Genomic DNA, 17,155 nt, shown 5'->3' with positions numbered 1-17,155 from the left:
CCCACGAGTCGATGTTCGACCTCTGACGGGCATTCATGTGGTCACCATTTACTCTCTATTTTCATCCGCATACGTCCGAAATCGATCGAATGTCAACACATTCCAGGTTCTCGCCCTCTTGGAGTATTCGTGCAGCTAAACCGGTGAAATCGAACGTAGCCGAATCCGGTCGAATCGGCGGCTCAGCCGCAGACTGCGAATCCATTGGTCGCGGGTTCGAGCCCCGCCCGCCCACTCAATAAGAAATCGCAGGTCAGCGCCCACGATTTCCGCAGTTCGCCGTGGTGAGTTCGATGGGATGAGGCTGGTCGGAGTGATGGCGAGAATCATTCGACCCACCAAGCGGGCAGCCCGAGCGCGCCACTTTCGAAGCATTGCGCCGAATCGGCCTATGCCCCTATCGGATCGGTGCGATCTTGCGCCGCCGCACTCGTCCTGCCACGCAGCGAACACCGGCTGCGTCACATGACCCTCGCGACACCCCGGAAAGAGTCACTGCGGTGGCAGCGGCTGATGCTGGCCGGGGTAGCCGACCGGCGGTTGGGCCATCGGTGGCTGGGGCCACGAGTTCGGGGGCTGGGCGCCTGGAGGCTGGGGCCCGGTTCCCGGAACGTGCTGCGGCCCCGCGCTGGACGCTGCCGCGAACAGTGCGCCGATCGCGATGAGCGCGAGGAGCGTCGCCGGGATCGACAGCCAACCGCCGTCTGCCCACACGCCATAGCCGCGCCGGACGCCGCGATCGAAGGCGCTGAAAACGTAGCTGACGTTGGGGACGAACATCATGCCGACTGCGATCCCGGCCGCGATCCGGGCGGTCGCGGGCTTGCGCGCGGTGAACAGTAGAATCGTGGCGACCAGTGCGAACAGGACGCTGATGATCACAATGACGTCGCTCCAGAAGAACTTGTCGAACTGAAGGTAGAGCCAGATTCGGCGCGCGAGATACAGGATCGCCGCCAGCGCCAGCGCAGCCGCGGCTATCGCGTCGGCCGCACCACGCCCACCGCTGGGCGGATAGCCCGGCATCGGTTGCCAGACGCGTGGCCCCGTGGGCGCGGCCCATCCCGGACTTGGTGACGGATTGTATGGCGGTGGTCCAGGCTGGAACGGTTGGCCCATTGCGCGCAACTCCTTGCTGACTGCGACTCGAAACAGCCTATGCGACAACGGCGGACCGGGCCCGGCCGATCACGAAAGCAGCCCGCATCCTCGGCAGCGTTCTACCTCGAAGCCGCCGCCCAAGTCGAGTGCATGACCCACGAGGTGGCTTGCGGGCGCTGACGTTCGCGAGTAGCTAGATGGGTATCTATATATGCGCATCAAACTATGTCACCCACCCTCTAGGTCGAAGTGCTGTGCGCCCACGGCGAGACCAGAACAGGCTGAGGAACACGAGATGGCTGGTGAGGGGTGCGTGGTCACCTGCCGGTCAACAGCCGATGGGGGTGCGAAGACTGTTTCTCGCCTGCGGCTGTTGCTGGATGACGTCCAGACATTCCTTCGTGCCTACCGCGGCTGAACGCGGGTGAGGCGGGTCGCGGCCCGCCCCATCACATGTGCCGCGGTACGTCGGGACGCGTACTGGCGCGTTCTGTCCGCAGACGGATGTCGTGGCCAACGCCGCGGCCTACCGTTTTCGGTATGACCTGGAACGAGCTGAGTACGAGCACTTTCGCCCTGCTGACCACCTACAAAAAGGACGGCACGCCGGTCGGCACACCGGTGTGGGTGGCGCCGGACGGCGACCGGATCGTGGTGTGGACCAACCCGAAGACCTGGAAGGTCAAGCGGATTCGTCGCAATCCGGAGGTAGCCCTGCAAATATGCGACGGCCGTGGCCGCCCGAAGAGCGAGGAGAAGTTCGCGGGCAAGGCCGAGGTCCTGGATGCGGCTGGAACTCAGCGAGTGCGCGATCTGGTCTCGCGCAAGTACGGGATCATCGGCACCGCTCTGATTCGGCTGCACAAGCTGTTCAAAGGCGCGGACGGCTCCGTCGGGATCGCGATTACGCCGGAGTAGTTCAGGCCGATTCCGCGAGTCCGGCCGAACGCCAGGTATCGGCGAGTTCCTGCAATGGAATCTCCAGGGCCGCGGCCAGCGACACGATCGTGCCGAATGCGGGTGTCGGCAGCCGCCCGGTTTCGATCTTGCGCAGTGTCTCGGGGGAGATGCCCGCCGCCCGGGCGATGTGGGCTGGGTCGCGATCGGCGCGCGCGGCCCGCAGCCGGGCGCCGAGGCGGCGACCGGCCTCGACCTGGGCGGGTGTCAGCGGAAGTCGGACCATGCGACCAGACTATGGGCGGTATTTAAATACCGCAAGCTCAACTGGTGAACTTCACCCGGAACGGCCCGCCGACACTGTTGAACAGTAGATCCCCGTTCGGGAAGAACTGGACCAGCGCGTACGCGCCGTTGCCGAGGTTGCTCTGCCCGAAGATGGTGCGGTGCACCGTCTTTCCTGACTGCCAGTCGAGTCCGGTCACCTCCCAGCCGTCGGCCTTGGTGTAGCCGTTGACGAACACGACGCCGGATTTGCTGCTCGCGGTGGGCACCATGCTGGTGGCCACCACATCGGCGCGTGACCACACCGAGGTCCAGTGGTGGGAGGCCGGATCCCATTGGAACCGTTCGATACCCGCTGGGGGTGCGAAGATCGGCCCACCGGCGAGCACGTCGACGAGGCGGTCCAGCGCCCCCTCGGGCCGAGCATTGTTGACCACGAATGCGCCGTAACCGTCCACGACGACCGACTGCTCGCTCTGGATGAATTCGGGCTCCGGATTCAGCCCAGCCGTGACCTGGATCTGGTCGGCGATCCGATTGGATTTGGTGCCCGGCTTCGGTTGGAATCCTTCGGGAATGGCGTCGCGCCAGAACGCGACCAACTTCATCCGATCGGCCCCGTCGGTGATGACGACGAGCCGGTCGTCCTTGCCGTAGCCCATGAGGGTGGGGGTCGAGCCGGTGCCGATGCCGAACTTGACCGCAGGTGGTTGCCGTCCGAAATCGTAGGGCGCCGCCCACGCGCCGTCGGTGGCGTCGGCCGACAACTTGGATCCGGTCCACACCACCTTGCGCATGATCTTGTCGGAGGCGGCGTAGATGCCGCCCTGCTCGTCCACCGCCATCGCATTGGAGACCACCTCGTCGGCGCCGAAATGGACCTGCTGGGGCTCACCCTGCAGGCTGCGGTCGAGGATCGACAGACCGCGGGTGCTGAGTATCGCGAGCTTGCCGTCGTAGGTCATATTCAGTCCGACGATGGACTCGGGCAGGCCGCCGAGTCCCGCGCCGGTGCCGAGCCACGGTTTGAAGTCGAGGGTGCGCAGAATGCGTACGCCCGCCTGGGGATTGTTCGCATTCGTCAGGCCGAAGACGACGATCTCCGCATTCTGCGTGACGTAGTAGACCCGATTGTCCTTGTCCACCAGGCTGTAGACGCCGTTGGCGAGCCGCGTCCAGTCGGCGCCCCAGTCGTTGTGTACAGCGGTCTCCACTTGGCCGATATCGGTGAAGTTCTGGTTGAGCACCTGGTCGAGGGCTTGCGGTGCGATCGGTTTCACGCCGGGCGCGTCGGCGCGGGCGATCTCGTGGAACATGCCATTGCCCACCTGGACGTAGACCACGCCCTGGGTGGAGGAGATCCACATGTAGTCCGGTTCGGTGGCGGCGAGCGTCATGATGTTGACCGGTCCCGAGGTAACCCGCGCCTGTTGTTTCGGGTCGATATGGAACTCGCCCTGTGGCGTTTGGTACGGGAAGGTGTCGGACTGGCCGGGATCTATATGGGTGAGTCCGTAGGTCGCGGCGGCCAGATAGGGATTGCGGGCGGGCCCGGACGCAGTACCCGACTGGTTCAGGCTCGTCGAGGAATTGCTTCCGCAAGCGGGGGTTGCGAGAGCGAGGGCCAGCGCGATGGCGAGCGCTAGAGCCTTGCGGCGCGCGGTTGTGTTGGTTCGCTCGCTGCGCTCGCTCATGGGTGGCTCCTCTACGCTCGCTGTCGGGCAGTCGATCGGTGGAACACGTGCCGCGGATGGGCGGCGAACAACGGAAAACCAGTGCTCATTCGCGTTCGCGAACATAACACATCGCCTGGTCACACCGGGTGCATGGTATTTTTATACCGACCGCCGCTATGCTCGGTATAAAAATACCGAGATGAAGGTCGGGCATGGTGGAGTTGAAGTCGGCGGAAGAGATCGAACGCATGCGGGTGGCAGGGCGCTTCGTCGCCCAGATCCTGGCGGAACTGCGCGAGCGGGCCCGAGTCGGGGTGAACCTGCTGGAGCTGGAAGCCCATGTGCGGGAACGGATTCACGAACGCGGTGCGGTGTCGTGCTACTGGGACTACGCGCCGTCCTTTGGGCGCGGGCCGTTCCGCAACACCGTCTGCCTTTCGGTGAACGACGCCGTCCTGCATGGACTTCCGTTCGATTACGCGCTGCGCGACGGGGACGTGCTGACCATGGACCTCGCGCTCGGTATCGACGGGTGGGTAGCCGACTCGGCCACCACAATGATCGTCGGCACCGCCGACCCGGAGGATCTGCGACTGATCAAGGCCACCGAGGACGCACTGGCCGCCGCCATCGCGGTGGCTTTGCCCGGCAACCGGATCGGCGATATCTCCGCCGCCATCGCCGAGGTCGCGCGGGCCAACGGCTATCCGGTGAACACCGAATTCGGCGGACACGGACTCGGGCGCACGATGCACGAGGATCCGCATGTGTCCAATGTGGGCCGGGCCGGTCGCGGATTCCCGCTGCGACCCGGTTTGACCATTGCCATCGAGCCCTGGTTTGCTCGCACGACCGACCGTATCTATACCGATCCGGATGGCTGGACCATTCGCTCAGCCGATGGTTCGCGGACTGCGCACTCCGAACATACGGTCGCGATCACCGAGAATGGACCGCAAGTGCTTACCGTGGCCGACTGAGATCGACCGCCCGAAAGTGCGATCCAGGCTGAAACCGGCTGCTGATCAATCGGTTTCGGCCAGCCGATCGGCCAGATCGGTGGCGGCGCTCAGGTCTGCCGCGACGGCGGCGCGCTCGGTATCCGACAGCGCTATTACTCTGAGTTCGGCTCGTGCCGTCGCGGCCCGCTCGGCATTGCCGGTGGCAACGGCCAATTCGACGAGTGCTGCCAGCGCTCGAGCCTTGTCGAGGGTCGATGCCTGCGCGCCGAACCGGCCGAGGCCGACCTCGAGCACTCGGATCGCGGCCGTGTCGTCGTTCTTGAAATCGCGCAGGATGCGCGCATTGTCCACAACCCGTGCCAGCCCGTCGAGTTCGCGTGAACCGCCGTACTCGACTTCCTCGGGTTCATCGCGCTGGATGTAGATGATGGTGTTGCCGACCGGGTCGACCACACTGAATCGGCTTTGGCCCGGACGGAATCTGGTGATGCGTGGGCAGCCTTTCGCGGGGACCTTCCCGTAGCGCTTGCGCAGTGCGGCGGTGAATGCGCGATGCCGCTCGGCGACATCGTCGAGCATGATCAGGCAGCCGACCTGTTCGGCGGGGAGTTCGGTGCCGGCGGGCGCGGCGGCGAAATGGACCGCGCAGCCATTGGCCTGCACCGCGCCGTAGGCGTAGGGCCGGGTCTGTTCATGGGTGACCGTGTATCCGAGGGTTCGGTAGAAGTCGAGGGTTTCGGTCAGATTGCCGCTCCGGAGCACCGGAACCGCCATATCGCCCATCATCGTGCACCCCGATCGCAGTAATCAATTTTGACTACCGGAGGTTAGGGCGGCGAAAAGGCGGAAGTCAAATTTGAGTAGTATGGCCGTTCCGTGAGAAAGGGAGTCCGGAATGTCGGCGGTGCGACTGCTCGTCCTCGGCGTGATGCGGTTGCGTCAGCCCACCTACGGCTACGCGGTGCGCCGCGAACTACTGTCCTGGCGTGCCGAAACCTGGACGAATGTGAAACCTGGATCGATCTACCACGCGCTCAAACAGTTGACGCAGGAGGGCAAATTGAGCGCATTCGGCACCGAGGGCAGCACCGAGGGGCCCGGCCGCACCCTGTTCGAACTGACCGAGGCGGGGGAGGTGGAGTTTCGCAGACTCATGGACGAGGCGCTGGTCAGCGTCGATATGGAGGAACTCGGTGCGGGCATCGCATTTATGGATGCGCTGCCGCGCGCGCACGTCATCGAGAAACTGCGGGAACAACGCCGCAATGCCGCCGCGGTCCGCGACGACCTGCTCGCCATGGTCCCGAAGTTCCCCGGCCGCTACGAACCGCCCCATGCGACCGATCTGCTCGAGCTGTGGAGCGGGGTATTCGACAATCTGTCGCACTGGACCGGCGCTGTGCTCGAACGCCTGGAAGCGGGCGAATACCGAATGTCGGACTGACAGACGCGGTGCGCGAGCGTGCCGCGCCCGCTGGCCCGCTCCCCGATAGGCTGCCCATATGACGAACACGCTGGGTGCGATCGCCAAGGCCGATTACGTGTTGTTGACGACCTTCCGCAAGGACGGCACGCCGGTGGGCACCGCCGTCTGGGCGGCCGAGGACGACGGCAAGCTGTATGTATGGACCGAGACCAACAGTTGGAAGGTCAAGCGGCTGCGCAACAATCCGGCCGTCACCCTGCAGCCGTGCAATCCGTCGGGCAAGCCGCGCGGTGAGGTCATCGAGGGCACCGGTCGAGTGCTCGATGCCGAAGAGACCCAGCATGTCCGCAAGTTGATCAAGCGGAAGTACTGGCTGCTGGGCCCGATCCTGGTGAACGCGAGCATCATTCGCCGCGGTAAGGCGGGCACCATCGGCCTCGAGATCACCCCCGCCACGTAATCGCTCACGCCACGTAGTCGGCCCGACACTTGATCATCAGCGCCGGGCTCGCCGCAGTGAGCCCGGCGTCGGCGGATCAGGTCGCCTGGCTCACCGAGGACATGTGGAAATCCGGAATTCGCAAGGGCGGCATAGCGGTTCGGGTGAACCAGTCCTTCCATTCGCGGGGCAGGGTGGTTTCGGTGGCCCCCGCCTCGGTGGTGCGGCGCAGTAGATCGATCGGGCTCTCGTTGAAGCGGAAGTTGTTGACGGCGGCGGTGACCTCGCCGTTCTCCACGAGGTAGACGCCGTCGCGGGTGAGGCCGGTGAGCAGCAGGGTGGCCGGATCGACCTCGCGGATGTACCAGAGCGTGGTGAGTAGCAGGCCGCGTTCGGTATTGCCGATCATCGTGTCCAGCGTCGCGCCGGAGCCGCCGGTCAGCAGCAGATTCCCACCGGGAACCGTGGTGGGGGCATCGAATTCGGCGGCGGTGGCGCGCGGGTAGACCAGGGATTCGATGACGCCATCGCGCAGCCAGTCCACGCGATGGGCGGTCAGGCCATTGTCGAAGACCGACAGTGATTCCGAGGACGATGACGTTGCGACGAACGGACGGTACTCGAGTCCGCTGGCGGCAGGATCGGAAAAGAGCGTCAACGGGATCTCGCTGAGCCGCTCGCCGATTCGGGTGCCGCCCGCCTTGGCGAAGGCGCTGTGCCCCTCGTGCGCGCCACGGCCCTCCATGGTCCAGGACATGTAGATCATCAGATCCGCGACCGCCGAGGGCGGCAGCAGGGTTTCGTAACGTCCAGCGGGCAACTCGACCCGCCGCTTGGACCAGTCCAGGCGCCGCGACAGCTCGCTCAGCAGGCCGGGTATATCGACATCGGTGAAGTTCGCGGTCCCCACACCGACCCACGCACTCGCCAGCTCCGCACCCTCGCCGCGCTTTCCGTTGATCTCCACCGAACCGGTGGGCTGGACGAACCGGCGGCGAACGCCGGTCGAAGTGCCGAGCCAGGTGGTGTGCACCTGGTGGTGGGCGAATCCGTAGAGCCGGTCGGCGCCATCGAATCCGCCCGCCAGATCGCGCGCCACCTCGGTGAAGACCTCGATACCGGTGCTGCCCGGCGCGGATGCCCAATCGGCGGTATCGTCGCCGCCCGGCAGGCCATCGGCATCCGGTGTCAACAGCGGCATCGCGTCCTTGGCGGGTTCGGCGGTGCGGGCCGCCGCTTCGCTGGCGTGGACCACGGCCTCGATATCGTCGGGGTCGACGCTGGTGGAGCTGACACTGCCGACGCGCGCGGCGTTCGGGCCGTCCCGGAATATCGAGATGACCGACCATTCCCGCGAAATCGAGGAGCCATTGGTGGTCATCGAGTTGCCCGCCCAGCGCAGCGACGCCTCGTGCGCGTCGGTGACGATCACCATCGCCTCGTCCGCGTGCGAGAGCGCCAGTGCCTGCTCGACCACCGCGCCCGCGGGCATCATGCGCTCCGTCACTGACCTGCCTCCGTCCGGGTGTTGAGAATGTTGATGCCGCGCACCAAGATCGACGGGCAGCCGTGGCTGACCGCCGCGACCTGGCCGGGCTGGGCCTTACCGCAGTTGAACGCGCCGCCGAGGCGCCAAGTGGACGGGCCGCCGACCGCCTCCATCGCACCCCAGAAGTCGGTGGTGGTGGCCTGGTAGGCGACATCGCGCAGCTGGCCGTCGAGCTCGCCGTCGCGAATGCGGAAGAACCGCTGGCCGGTGAACTGGAAGTTGTAGCGCTGCATATCGATCGACCACGACTTGTCGCCGACGATGTAGATGCCGTTTTCGACCCGGGAGATGAGTTCGGCCGTGCTGGTGTCGTTTTCGAGGTCCGGCTGCAGTGAGACATTGGCCATGCGCTGGATCGGCACATGGTGCGGGGAATCCGCGTAGGAGCAGCCGTTGGACCGTGCCAGGCCCAGGCGCGGGGCGAAGACGCGGTCGAGTTGGTAGCCGACCAGCACACCGTCGCGCACCAGATCCCAGCGCTGTCCGGCGACACCGTCGTCGTCGTAGCCGACCGAGGCCAGCCCGTGCACCTCGGTGCGATCACCGGTGACGTGCATGATCGGCGTCCCGTACCGCAGTGTGCCGAGCTGGTCCGGTGTCGCGAACGAGGTACCCGCGTAGGCGGATTCGTAGCCGATGGCCCGGTCGTATTCGGTGGCGTGGCCGATGGATTCGTGGATGGTCAGCCACAGGTTGGTCGGGTCGATCACCAGGTCGGTGGGGCCCGCCTCGACGCTGGGCGCCTTCACCTTCTCCGCGAGCCACCCGGGGATTTGCGCGAGTTCTTCGTTCCAGTCCCAGATTCCGTCCGCGCCGGTGACGTACTCCCACCCGCGTCCGGCCGGGGCGGCCAGGGTGCGCATGGTCTCGAAAACACCCGCCGCGGAATCCACGGTGGTCGCCTCGAGCTGCGGGTGCAGGCGCACTCGCTGCTGGGTGATCACGGAGCCGGCGGTATCGGCGTAGAAGGTCTGCTCCTTGACCTGCAGCACCGAGGCGGTGACGTGGTCGACGCCGTCGGCGGCGGACAGGCGGGCCGAATAGTCCTGCAGCAGTGCGACCTTGTCGGCGGTAGGCACCGTGAACGGATCCACCGCATAGGCCGAGACCCAGTGCGCATTGTCGTAGCGCGGTTCGTCGGCGAGTTCGACACGCTCGCGGTTGAGGGCGCGCAGCGCGGTCGCAACGGTGACCGCCCGGCGCGCCACCTCGGCTGCGGTATCCGGGGTGAGCGCGGCATGGGAGGCGAAACCCCAGGTGCCGTCGACGATCACGCGCACGGCGAAGCCGAGGTCGGTGGCATTGCTGATCGCCTCGACCCGGCCGTCGCGCAATCGGATCGACTGGGTGACCAACCGATGCACGCGCAGATCCGCATGCTGGGCACCCGCCGCGCGCGCCGCGGACAGGGCGGTGTCGGCCAGCGCGTGCAGCGGTAACGCAAGGAACTCGGCGTCCACATCTTTGGAAGTCGCGATGCTCACGCGACCAAACCTAGTCGGTCCTGCGGGCGAGCGCCGCTTCCTGGGCGCTGACGCACACCATATCGCCGCCACGCCGCACGAAATGCCCAGCGCCGCCGTGGCTTACACCATGGCCGCAGGCGTGGCGGCGACGAGTCCACCGTCGACGAGCAGGTCCTGTCCATTGACGTATGACGCCTCATCGGAGGCGAGGAAGGCCACCGCGGCGGCGACATCAGCGGAGGTGCCGATGCGGCCCGCCGCCACCGATGCCACCGCGGCGGCCTGGACCTCCGCCGAAGCCTCGGCGTAGAACGCCGGAGTCGCGGTATAGCCCGGGCTCACGGAATTGACCCGAATGCCCCGTGGCGCCAGTTCGGCCGCCAGCGTGCGCGCCAGGTTGTGGACGGCCGCCTTGGTCGCCGAGTAGAGGGCCGCGCCGGGCCCGCCGCGATGCAGCGCGAACGACGCGTTGATCACGATCGCGGCACCATCGGCCAGCAGCGGCAGGGACTTCTGGATGGTGAAATACGCGGCTTTGAAGTTGATATCGACGACGCGGTAGAACTCGGCCTCGGTGACCTCGGTCAGTGGCTGGAACGCGCCGACGCCCGCATTGGCGAAAACCACATCCAGCCGTCCGAATCGGTCCTGGATCGCGGCCATTAGCGCGTCGAGATCGGCCAGATCCGCGGCGTCGCCCGGCACCGCGAGGACGCGGTCCCCGCTGTTCAACTCCTCGACGGCGGCGTCGAGCCGGGTCTTATCGCGCCCGGTGATGACCACCCGCCCCCTCGTCGAGCAACCTGCGCGCGGTGGCCAGGCCCATACCGCTGGTGCCGCCGGTGATCAGCGCGACCTTGTCGTCGAATCGGGAATTGCTCGGCATGACACGACCTCTCATACAGTTGGATTGTTCAAATACTTACGTACAGTTCGACTGTATGTCAACAATCGAGCTATTCTGGTTCGTGTGATGACGGCACACCCCGAGCGGGATCGGATCCAGTTGGCGAATGTCTTTGCCGCCCTGGGGAACCCGTTGCGACTGCATATCGTCAGGGTGCTCGCCGACGGGGCCGAGCACACCTGCGGGTCGATCGTGGACGGTGTGCCCAAGTCGAATCTGACCCATCACTATCGGGTGCTGCGCGACGCCGGGATCATCTGGCAGCGACCGTCCGGTCGCGAGACGCTGCAGTCGTTGCGTCGCGACGATCTCGACGCCCGCTTTCCCGGCCTGCTGGACTCGGTGATCGACGCGGCACGCCGCGATATCGCTGCGGACCAGCCCGACGGGAGCCGGATTTGATCACGGTTCGGTCGCGCGGCGCGCGCGAAAGTGGTGCTTACCGTACCTAAGTCGCGTTATGCCGTACTGTGCCCGCGTGCCGCCATCCGCCCTCCGCGACCGTAAACGCGAACGTACCCGCCGTGCCCTCCTCCAAGCAGCCGTCGAACTTTTCGAGGGCAGAGGTTATGAGGAGACCACGGTGGCCGATATCGCCGCGGCCGCGGACGTGGGTACCCGAACGTTCTTCAACTACTTCGCCAGCAAGGAAGAGTTGCTGTTTCCGGAGCAGGACGAACGGGTGCGCGCCGCGGTCGCGGCGATCGCCAGCCGTCGGCCCGGTGAGCGGCCGGTGGAGGTGTTGCTGCGGGCATTGCGGGCGGCCGGTGACAATCCGGGCGAGCACCTGGTCGACGATCTGAACGCGCGCATAGCCGCACTGCGCGCACAGGTTTCGCGCACGGTGCCCGCGGTGAGCGGACGTGCCGCGCACGCGCAGCTGGTGGCGCAGCGCGAGATCGCGCGCCAGTTGCATACGGCGTTTCCGGCCGAACTGGACGAGGTCGGCGCGGCCGCACTGGTCGGTGCCGTGGTCGGCGCGGTATCCGGTGCGCTGACGGTGCTGTTCCAGAGTCCGGTGGCCGGAGTGGACGGGGAGCGACTGCATCGCAAGATCCACGAAACCACCTCGCGGGTGCTGCAGCCCTGGCTCGCGTCGAGTACCAAGATGCACATCGGCCCCATGCACTGAGCGGTCAGCCGAACTGCTGCCACCCCAAACGGATCACCATCCCGACGACCACCACCAGCAGCACGACCCGCACGAACTGCGCGCCATTGCGTAATGCCATGTGCGAGCCGAGAATCGCGCCCGCCACATTGCCGACCGCCATGGCCGCGCCGAGCGCGAACATGATGTGACCGGTGACGCCGAAGAAGATCAGCGCGCCGAAATTGGATCCGCAGTTGATCACCTTCGCCATCGCGGCCGCGCGCACGAATTCGGTGCCGAGCACGGTGGCGAAGGTGATGATCAGGAAGGTGCCGGTGCCAGGGCCGAGCAGTCCGTCGTAGAAGCCGATCAGCCCGGCGGCCATGGCGACCACGAGTACGACCTTGCGTCGCGTCGGTGGGTGCGTCGCCATGGTGATGCCGATCGACGGGCGCAGCGTGACGAAGACGGCGACCCCGACCAGCACCACCATCACGATCGGGATGAAGAGGTCACGATCGATGAGCGATACCGCGGCCGCACCGGTCGCGGCGGTGCCCGCCGCGATCACCGCCGCGGGCAGCAGCGTTCGCCATTGCATCGGGACCTTCCGCGCGAACGTCATGACCGAGGCGGTGGTACCCGCGACCGCGGCGAGTTTGTTGGTACCGAGCGCGGTCTGCGGGGCGATGCCCGGCGCCACGAGGAACAGTGTCGGCAGGATGATCAATCCGCCGCCGCCGACCACCGCGTCCACCCAGCCTGCCGCGGTCGCTGCCGTCAATAAGGCCGCCCAGTCTGCGAAATCCACCCGGTCAGCGAACCAGATGGTTGGGTTCCGCGCCGGCGGCGGGTGCGATCACTGCCGGTCCGGATCACCCCTAGGCTGATGTTCGTGCGCCGGTTCAGTCTGTGGCTTCGCGGCAAGCCCCTCATCGCGGACTCGATCCTGGCCGCCGCGCTCATGCTGCTCGAGGTGCTGGGGGTCGGCAACTCCGATAGCAAGCTGACCTATCTGGGAATCGGTGTACTGCTGCCGGGACCGCTGGCATTTCGGCGGCTGTACCCGCGCGCGATGGCCGCGGCGATGCTCGGACTCTCGATCGCATCGACACTGGTGAGCTACGCGTCCGAGGACAAGGCCGACCACATCGCGCTGCTCGGGCTCGGCATCATGCTCTACACCCTGGTCGCCTACGTCGGCCGCAAGGAAGCGCTGTGGTACGCGCTCGGGTTGGTCGCCGACGGGACCATCTCGTTCCTGCTGCTGCACAAGCCATCCGGTTCGGACCTGATCTTCCTCGCGATGTTCTACGCGCTGTGCTGGACACTGGCCGAATTCATCGGCGCGCGCCACGCCTACGACCAGGAGGTGGCGGCACGGCTGGCGGTCGCCGATTACGACCGGGAACGCCGCGCACACGATGCCGTGGCCGCCGAACGCACCCGCATCGCCCGCGAACTGCACGATGTCGTCGCGCACGCGGTCAGCGTGATCATCGTCCAGGCCGATGGTGCGAAGTACGCGCTGCGCCGCGATCCGGACGCCGCCGAACGCGCGTTGGCCACCATCGCGGGCACCGGCCGGGAGGCGCTGCGCGAACTGCGCAGGACCGTCGCACTGCTGCGTATCGAACACGCACCGGATCAGTTGCCGCAGCACGGAACCGCCGGACTGGCCAAAGTGGTCGAGATGATGCGCGACACCGGCCTGGCCGTGGAGCTGGAAATGACCGGTGAACTCGACGACATCAACCCCGAGGTGAGTCTCGGCATGCACCGCATCGTCCAGGAATCGCTGACCAATACGCTCCGCCACGCGGGCTCGCATCCGAAGGCATGGGTACGCGTGCAACGGCGCGCGACCGATGTCGTCATCGAGGTCACCGACACCGGCGGGGTTCCGGTGCGGGCGCAGGCCGCGAACCCGATCGAGGGCGGCGGCATGGGATTGGTCGGCATGCGCGAACGCATCGCCGTCCTCGGCGGCACGCTGGAGGCGGGCCGCACATCTGATGGCGCATGGCGGGTGTACGCGACCATCCCATTGCTGCGTGGCAACGAAACCTGTTAGCGGAGGCCTCCTTTCGGCCTCGCGCGCACGGTATCGAAAACGCGCTGGACGGTGCCGATAGATTAGGGATGTGCCGATTACCGTTCTCGTTGTCGACGACCAGGAACTCATGCGTATGGGATTGAAGATGGTGCTCGGCGCGCATCCGGATATCGAAGTGATCGGGGAGGCCGAGAACGGTGCCACCGCGATTACGCGGGCCAAGGAGTTGCGCCCGGATGTGGTGCTGATGGATGTGCGGATGCCGGTGGTCGACGGTGTCGCCGCGACACAGCGCATCGTCGAGGCGGGCGACGGCTGCAAGATCCTGGTGATGACGACCTTCGACCTCGACGAACACGCGCTCGGCGCGCTGCGGGCCGGGGCGAGCGGGTTCCTGCTGAAGGACACACCGCCCGAGGATCTGGTCTCGGCGATCCGCAGCGTGGCCGGTGGTGATGCGGTGGTGTCGCCCAAGGTGACCAAGCGACTGTTGGACCGGCTCATCGCCGATGATCCCGGCGGTATGCGGGATCCGGTGGTGCTCGAGGTACTGACCGCGCGCGAGCGCGAGGTGCTCGAGCAGATCGCGGCGGGGCGGTCCAATGCCGAGATCGCGGAGCGGTTGTATCTGTCCGAGGCGACGGTCAAGACGCACGTCGGTCGGGTACTGACGAAACTCGGTCTGCGCGACCGGGTTCAGGCGGTGGTGCTGGCCTACGAGACCGGGCTGGTTCGACCCGGCGGATGAGATCTCAGCGAGCTATCAGGCTGGTTCGGGAGAAAAATCCGACCGCACGACGTTGAACCGGGTAGATCGTCCGAAAGGATCGCCATGCCCGCCATACTGTTCGTGCTCTACGTCATCGTGGAGATCGCCGCGCTGATCGGCGTCGGCCATCTCATCGGTGTGGTGCCCACCATCCTGCTGCTGATCGCCGGATCCGCCGCGGGCATGCTGCTCATCGGCTCACAGGGCCGTCGCGTCTTCGAACAGTTCCGTCGCGCCGGTCGCGGGGAAATCAATCCGGGCACCGCGGTCGCGGATGGCGCGCTCGTCGCCGCTGGCGGGTTCCTGATGTTCATCCCGGGCCTGGTCACCTCGTTCTTCGGGCTGCTTCTGCTGCTGCCGCCGACCCGGTTCCTGGTCCGTCCGCTGGTCGCGGCCTTCGCGGCGCGCCGGTTCAGCCGTCTGGCCGCGGCGATGCCCTATCGCGGCGTGGTCGTCGATGGTGACGATGTGGTCGACGGCGTCGTGGTCACCGAGTGGTACGACGACCCGCGCCCGTCGACCCGACCCGCCCTGCCGTAGCCGTTGATCGCCGACCGATCGGGATTCTCGCGCGATAAACCGTGCGAATTCTCACGGCCGCGCCCATTTCGTACGATGCCGCAAAGGACTAGGGTGGCCGGATGGCGACCGAAGAGCTCACCGTCACGGTGAGTGAGGAGCTGGCGGCGGCGGTCAGGCAGGCCGCAGCCGCTGCGGGACAGTCGATTTCCGGTTTCACGGCAGCGGCGCTGCGGCTGGAACTGATCGCGGTGGAGGCGGGCATGCGGGCCGCACCCGATCGCTGTGGCGCACCGCCGAGATATGCGGAGGTCATGGCGGTGCTGGCGCAACCGGCGGACGTCTCCCCGGCAACGCGGCTGTCCGACTCGAAGGACTGAAACGCCCATACGGCAGACTGGTCTCTCGTGAGTACCCAGTTGCTGATCGGCGGTCGTTTCTACAGCTCGAGTTCACCCGACGCGACGGCAATGGCCGTGACCGACGGCACCGTGGTGTGGCTGGGTGCCGAACAACCGGGACGCGCGCTGCATCCGGACGCGGAGATCATCGACCTGGCCGGGGCTTTCGTCGCGCCCGCGTTCGTCGATCCGCACGTCCATGTGACGGCGCTGGGGTTGAAGCTGACCGGACTCGATCTGTCGGCGGCACGGTCGCTCGCGCACTGCCTGGAGCTGTTGCGCGCGTTCGCGGTGGCCCATCCCGATGGCTCGATCCTCGGCGACGGCTGGGATGAGACCGGATGGCCGGAGGGGCGGGCGCCGACGATCGAGGAGATCGACGAAGCGGTGCGGCCGGGCCGACAGGTGTACCTGTCGCGGGTGGATGCGCATTCGGCGGTGGTTTCCTCGGCGCTGCTGAACGCAGCGGTCACTGCTGCGGACGGATTCACCCGTGGTGAGCCGCTGCGTGCCGCGGCACACCATCTGGTGCGCGCCGAAGTTCTGGCGGGATTGGATCGCACACAGCGGGATCGGGCCCGCAAGGCGGCACTGGATGCCGCGGCCGCACGCGGCGTCGTCGCGGTGCACGAATGCGGCGGACCGGAGATCGCCGGGCGCACCGATATTCGCGAACTGCTCGAATTCGAGCACGGCGTCGAGGTGCGGGCCTATTGGGGTGAGGCCGTGCGCACCGCGGACGAGGCGCGGGCGCTGGTCGCCGAACTCGGGGTGCACGCGTTGGGGGGCGATCTCTTCGTCGACGGATCGATCGGCTCGCGTAGCGCGCGGTTGCGCGCGCCCTACGCCGATGACGGTGGAACCGGCCTCGGCTATCTCGATGCCGATACGATCGCCACGCATGTGCGTGCCTGCACCGAGGCGGGCATCCAGGCCGGATTCCACGTTATCGGCGATGCCGCGATGGACGAGGTCATCGCCGGTTTCGGACAGGTCGTCGACGCACTCGGCGGCCCGGCCGTCGCGGCACGCGGACACCGCGTCGAACATGCCGAGATGATCGACACCGACCAGATCGCCCAACTCGGTGCCTGGGGTGTAATCGCCAGTGTCCAACCGGGTTTCGACGCGACCTGGGGCGGCCCCGACGGTATGTACGCCACCCGCCTCGGCCCCGAGCGCGCCGCCGCCCTCAATCCCTTCGCGGCCATGGCCGCCGCGGGTATTGCCCTGGCCATCGGCTCGGACGCCCCCGTCACCGCTCTCGACCCCTGGGCCGCGATCCGCGCGGCGGTCAACCATCGCACCCCCGGCCACGGCCTCTCACCCCGTGCTGCCTTCGCCGCCGCCACGCGGGGCGCCTGGCGTGCGGGCGGTATCCGCGACGGCATGGCGGGCACGCTGGTCCCGGGAGCCCCCGCCTCCTACGCGATCTGGGACGCCGATGATCTCGTCGTCGCCGCGGCCGCCGACACCGTCCAGCGTTGGTCTACCGACCCGCGCTCGCGGGTCCCCGGCCTCCCACCACTCGACCCGGATGCGAAGCTGCCCACCTGCCTGCGCACCGTGCACCACGGAGTGACCATCCATGAGGCCTGAAACGCCCCGG

The 17,155-nt window shown here is 66.8% G+C and carries 20 protein-coding genes; 11 read left to right on the top strand and 9 right to left on the bottom strand.

Features of this window, described 5'->3' with window-relative positions; translation table 11 throughout:
* Positions 1-492 precede the first annotated feature (492 nt).
* Positions 493-1,026, bottom strand: a complete 534-nt coding sequence (locus ACQP2D_RS22885) for a hypothetical protein (protein ID WP_433677950.1) — start codon at positions 1,024-1,026, stop codon at positions 493-495.
* A 615-nt stretch (positions 1,027-1,641) separates the two neighbouring features.
* On the opposite strand from ACQP2D_RS22885, the gene ACQP2D_RS22880 reads away from it, so the two are divergent.
* The gene (locus ACQP2D_RS22880) at positions 1,642-2,019 is read left to right on the top strand and encodes a PPOX class F420-dependent oxidoreductase (protein ID WP_433677949.1); all 378 of its coding nucleotides are present in this window, start codon (positions 1,642-1,644) and stop codon (positions 2,017-2,019) included.
* Between the two features lies 1 nt (position 2,020).
* On the opposite strand, the gene ACQP2D_RS22875 is transcribed toward ACQP2D_RS22880, so the two are convergent.
* Positions 2,021-2,284, bottom strand: a complete 264-nt coding sequence (locus tag ACQP2D_RS22875) for a helix-turn-helix domain-containing protein (RefSeq protein ID WP_433677948.1) — start codon at positions 2,282-2,284, stop codon at positions 2,021-2,023.
* A 37-nt stretch (positions 2,285-2,321) separates the two neighbouring features.
* Positions 2,322-3,977, bottom strand: coding sequence for a hypothetical protein (locus tag ACQP2D_RS22870; RefSeq protein ID WP_433677947.1), 1,656 nt, complete (start codon positions 3,975-3,977; stop codon positions 2,322-2,324).
* A 194-nt stretch (positions 3,978-4,171) separates the two neighbouring features.
* On the opposite strand from ACQP2D_RS22870, the gene map reads away from it, so the two are divergent.
* Entirely contained in the window at positions 4,172-4,939 is a 768-nt protein-coding gene (map, locus tag ACQP2D_RS22865; RefSeq protein WP_433677946.1) for a type I methionyl aminopeptidase, read from the top strand.
* Positions 4,940-4,984: 45 nt separating this feature from the next.
* Here the strand turns inward: map and ACQP2D_RS22860 are convergent, their stop codons facing one another.
* Complete coding sequence (locus tag ACQP2D_RS22860) at positions 4,985-5,695, bottom strand: glyoxalase (RefSeq protein ID WP_433677945.1); 711 nt, start codon at positions 5,693-5,695, stop codon at positions 4,985-4,987.
* Positions 5,696-5,816: 121 nt separating this feature from the next.
* Between ACQP2D_RS22860 and ACQP2D_RS22855 the strand changes: the two genes are divergently transcribed.
* Positions 5,817-6,365, top strand: a complete 549-nt coding sequence (locus ACQP2D_RS22855; RefSeq protein ID WP_433677944.1) for a PadR family transcriptional regulator — start codon at positions 5,817-5,819, stop codon at positions 6,363-6,365.
* Between the two features lie 58 nt (positions 6,366-6,423).
* Positions 6,424-6,807, top strand: a complete 384-nt coding sequence (locus ACQP2D_RS22850) for a PPOX class F420-dependent oxidoreductase (RefSeq protein WP_433677943.1) — start codon at positions 6,424-6,426, stop codon at positions 6,805-6,807.
* 76 nt (positions 6,808-6,883) lie between these two features.
* Here ACQP2D_RS22850 and ACQP2D_RS22845 read toward each other — a convergent pair whose 3' ends face one another.
* From ACQP2D_RS22845 to ACQP2D_RS22830, 4 genes are all read right to left on the bottom strand, one after another.
* Positions 6,884-8,281 carry a metallopeptidase TldD-related protein gene (locus ACQP2D_RS22845; protein ID WP_433685741.1) on the bottom strand — a complete coding sequence of 466 codons (1,398 nt, stop codon included), beginning with the start codon at positions 8,279-8,281 and terminating at the stop codon, positions 6,884-6,886.
* An 8-nt stretch (positions 8,282-8,289) separates the two neighbouring features.
* Positions 8,290-9,819: a TldD/PmbA family protein gene (locus tag ACQP2D_RS22840; RefSeq protein ID WP_433677942.1), complete on the bottom strand. Its 1,530-nt coding sequence runs from the start codon at positions 9,817-9,819 to the stop codon at positions 8,290-8,292.
* Between the two features lie 102 nt (positions 9,820-9,921).
* A complete protein-coding gene (locus ACQP2D_RS22835; RefSeq protein ID WP_433677941.1) occupies positions 9,922-10,584 on the bottom strand; it encodes an SDR family oxidoreductase in 663 nt (220 codons plus the stop codon).
* A complete protein-coding gene (locus ACQP2D_RS22830; RefSeq protein WP_433677940.1) occupies positions 10,562-10,687 on the bottom strand; it encodes a hypothetical protein in 126 nt (41 codons plus the stop codon). Before ACQP2D_RS22830 ends, ACQP2D_RS22835 begins: the two co-directional genes overlap by 23 nt.
* Positions 10,688-10,774: 87 nt before the next feature.
* Here ACQP2D_RS22830 and ACQP2D_RS22825 point away from each other — a divergent pair, with 87 nt between their 5' ends.
* Together ACQP2D_RS22825 and ACQP2D_RS22820 are read left to right on the top strand one after the other, a co-directional pair.
* Positions 10,775-11,110, top strand: coding sequence for an ArsR/SmtB family transcription factor (locus ACQP2D_RS22825; RefSeq protein ID WP_433677939.1), 336 nt, complete (start codon positions 10,775-10,777; stop codon positions 11,108-11,110).
* 76 nt (positions 11,111-11,186) lie between these two features.
* A complete protein-coding gene (locus ACQP2D_RS22820; protein ID WP_433677938.1) occupies positions 11,187-11,840 on the top strand; it encodes a TetR/AcrR family transcriptional regulator in 654 nt (217 codons plus the stop codon).
* A gap of 4 nt (positions 11,841-11,844) precedes the next feature.
* On the opposite strand, the gene ACQP2D_RS22815 is transcribed toward ACQP2D_RS22820, so the two are convergent.
* Positions 11,845-12,612 (bottom strand): TSUP family transporter, encoded by a 768-nt coding sequence (locus ACQP2D_RS22815; RefSeq protein WP_433677937.1) that lies wholly within the window; start codon positions 12,610-12,612, stop codon positions 11,845-11,847.
* A gap of 84 nt (positions 12,613-12,696) precedes the next feature.
* Here ACQP2D_RS22815 and ACQP2D_RS22810 point away from each other — a divergent pair, with 84 nt between their 5' ends.
* The 5 genes from ACQP2D_RS22810 (at position 12,697) to ACQP2D_RS22790 (ending at position 17,145) form a co-directional block, all read left to right on the top strand.
* Positions 12,697-13,875, top strand: a complete 1,179-nt coding sequence (locus ACQP2D_RS22810; RefSeq protein ID WP_433677936.1) for a sensor histidine kinase — start codon at positions 12,697-12,699, stop codon at positions 13,873-13,875.
* 70 nt (positions 13,876-13,945) lie between these two features.
* Complete coding sequence (locus ACQP2D_RS22805) at positions 13,946-14,605, top strand: response regulator (RefSeq protein ID WP_433677935.1); 660 nt, start codon at positions 13,946-13,948, stop codon at positions 14,603-14,605.
* 84 nt (positions 14,606-14,689) lie between these two features.
* Positions 14,690-15,166: an FxsA family protein gene (locus tag ACQP2D_RS22800; RefSeq protein WP_433677934.1), complete on the top strand. Its 477-nt coding sequence runs from the start codon at positions 14,690-14,692 to the stop codon at positions 15,164-15,166.
* A 101-nt stretch (positions 15,167-15,267) separates the two neighbouring features.
* Positions 15,268-15,525, top strand: a complete 258-nt coding sequence (locus tag ACQP2D_RS22795) for a hypothetical protein (protein ID WP_433677933.1) — start codon at positions 15,268-15,270, stop codon at positions 15,523-15,525.
* A gap of 27 nt (positions 15,526-15,552) precedes the next feature.
* A complete protein-coding gene (locus ACQP2D_RS22790; protein WP_433677932.1) occupies positions 15,553-17,145 on the top strand; it encodes an amidohydrolase in 1,593 nt (530 codons plus the stop codon).
* Positions 17,146-17,155 lie beyond the last annotated feature (10 nt).

Source organism: Nocardia sp. CA-119907, from assembly GCF_050955995.1.
Taxonomy (GTDB): Bacteria; Actinomycetota; Actinomycetes; order Mycobacteriales; family Mycobacteriaceae; genus Nocardia.
Note: the sequence above shows the minus strand (reverse complement) of the source record. Positions and strands in the feature narration are given on the sequence as shown.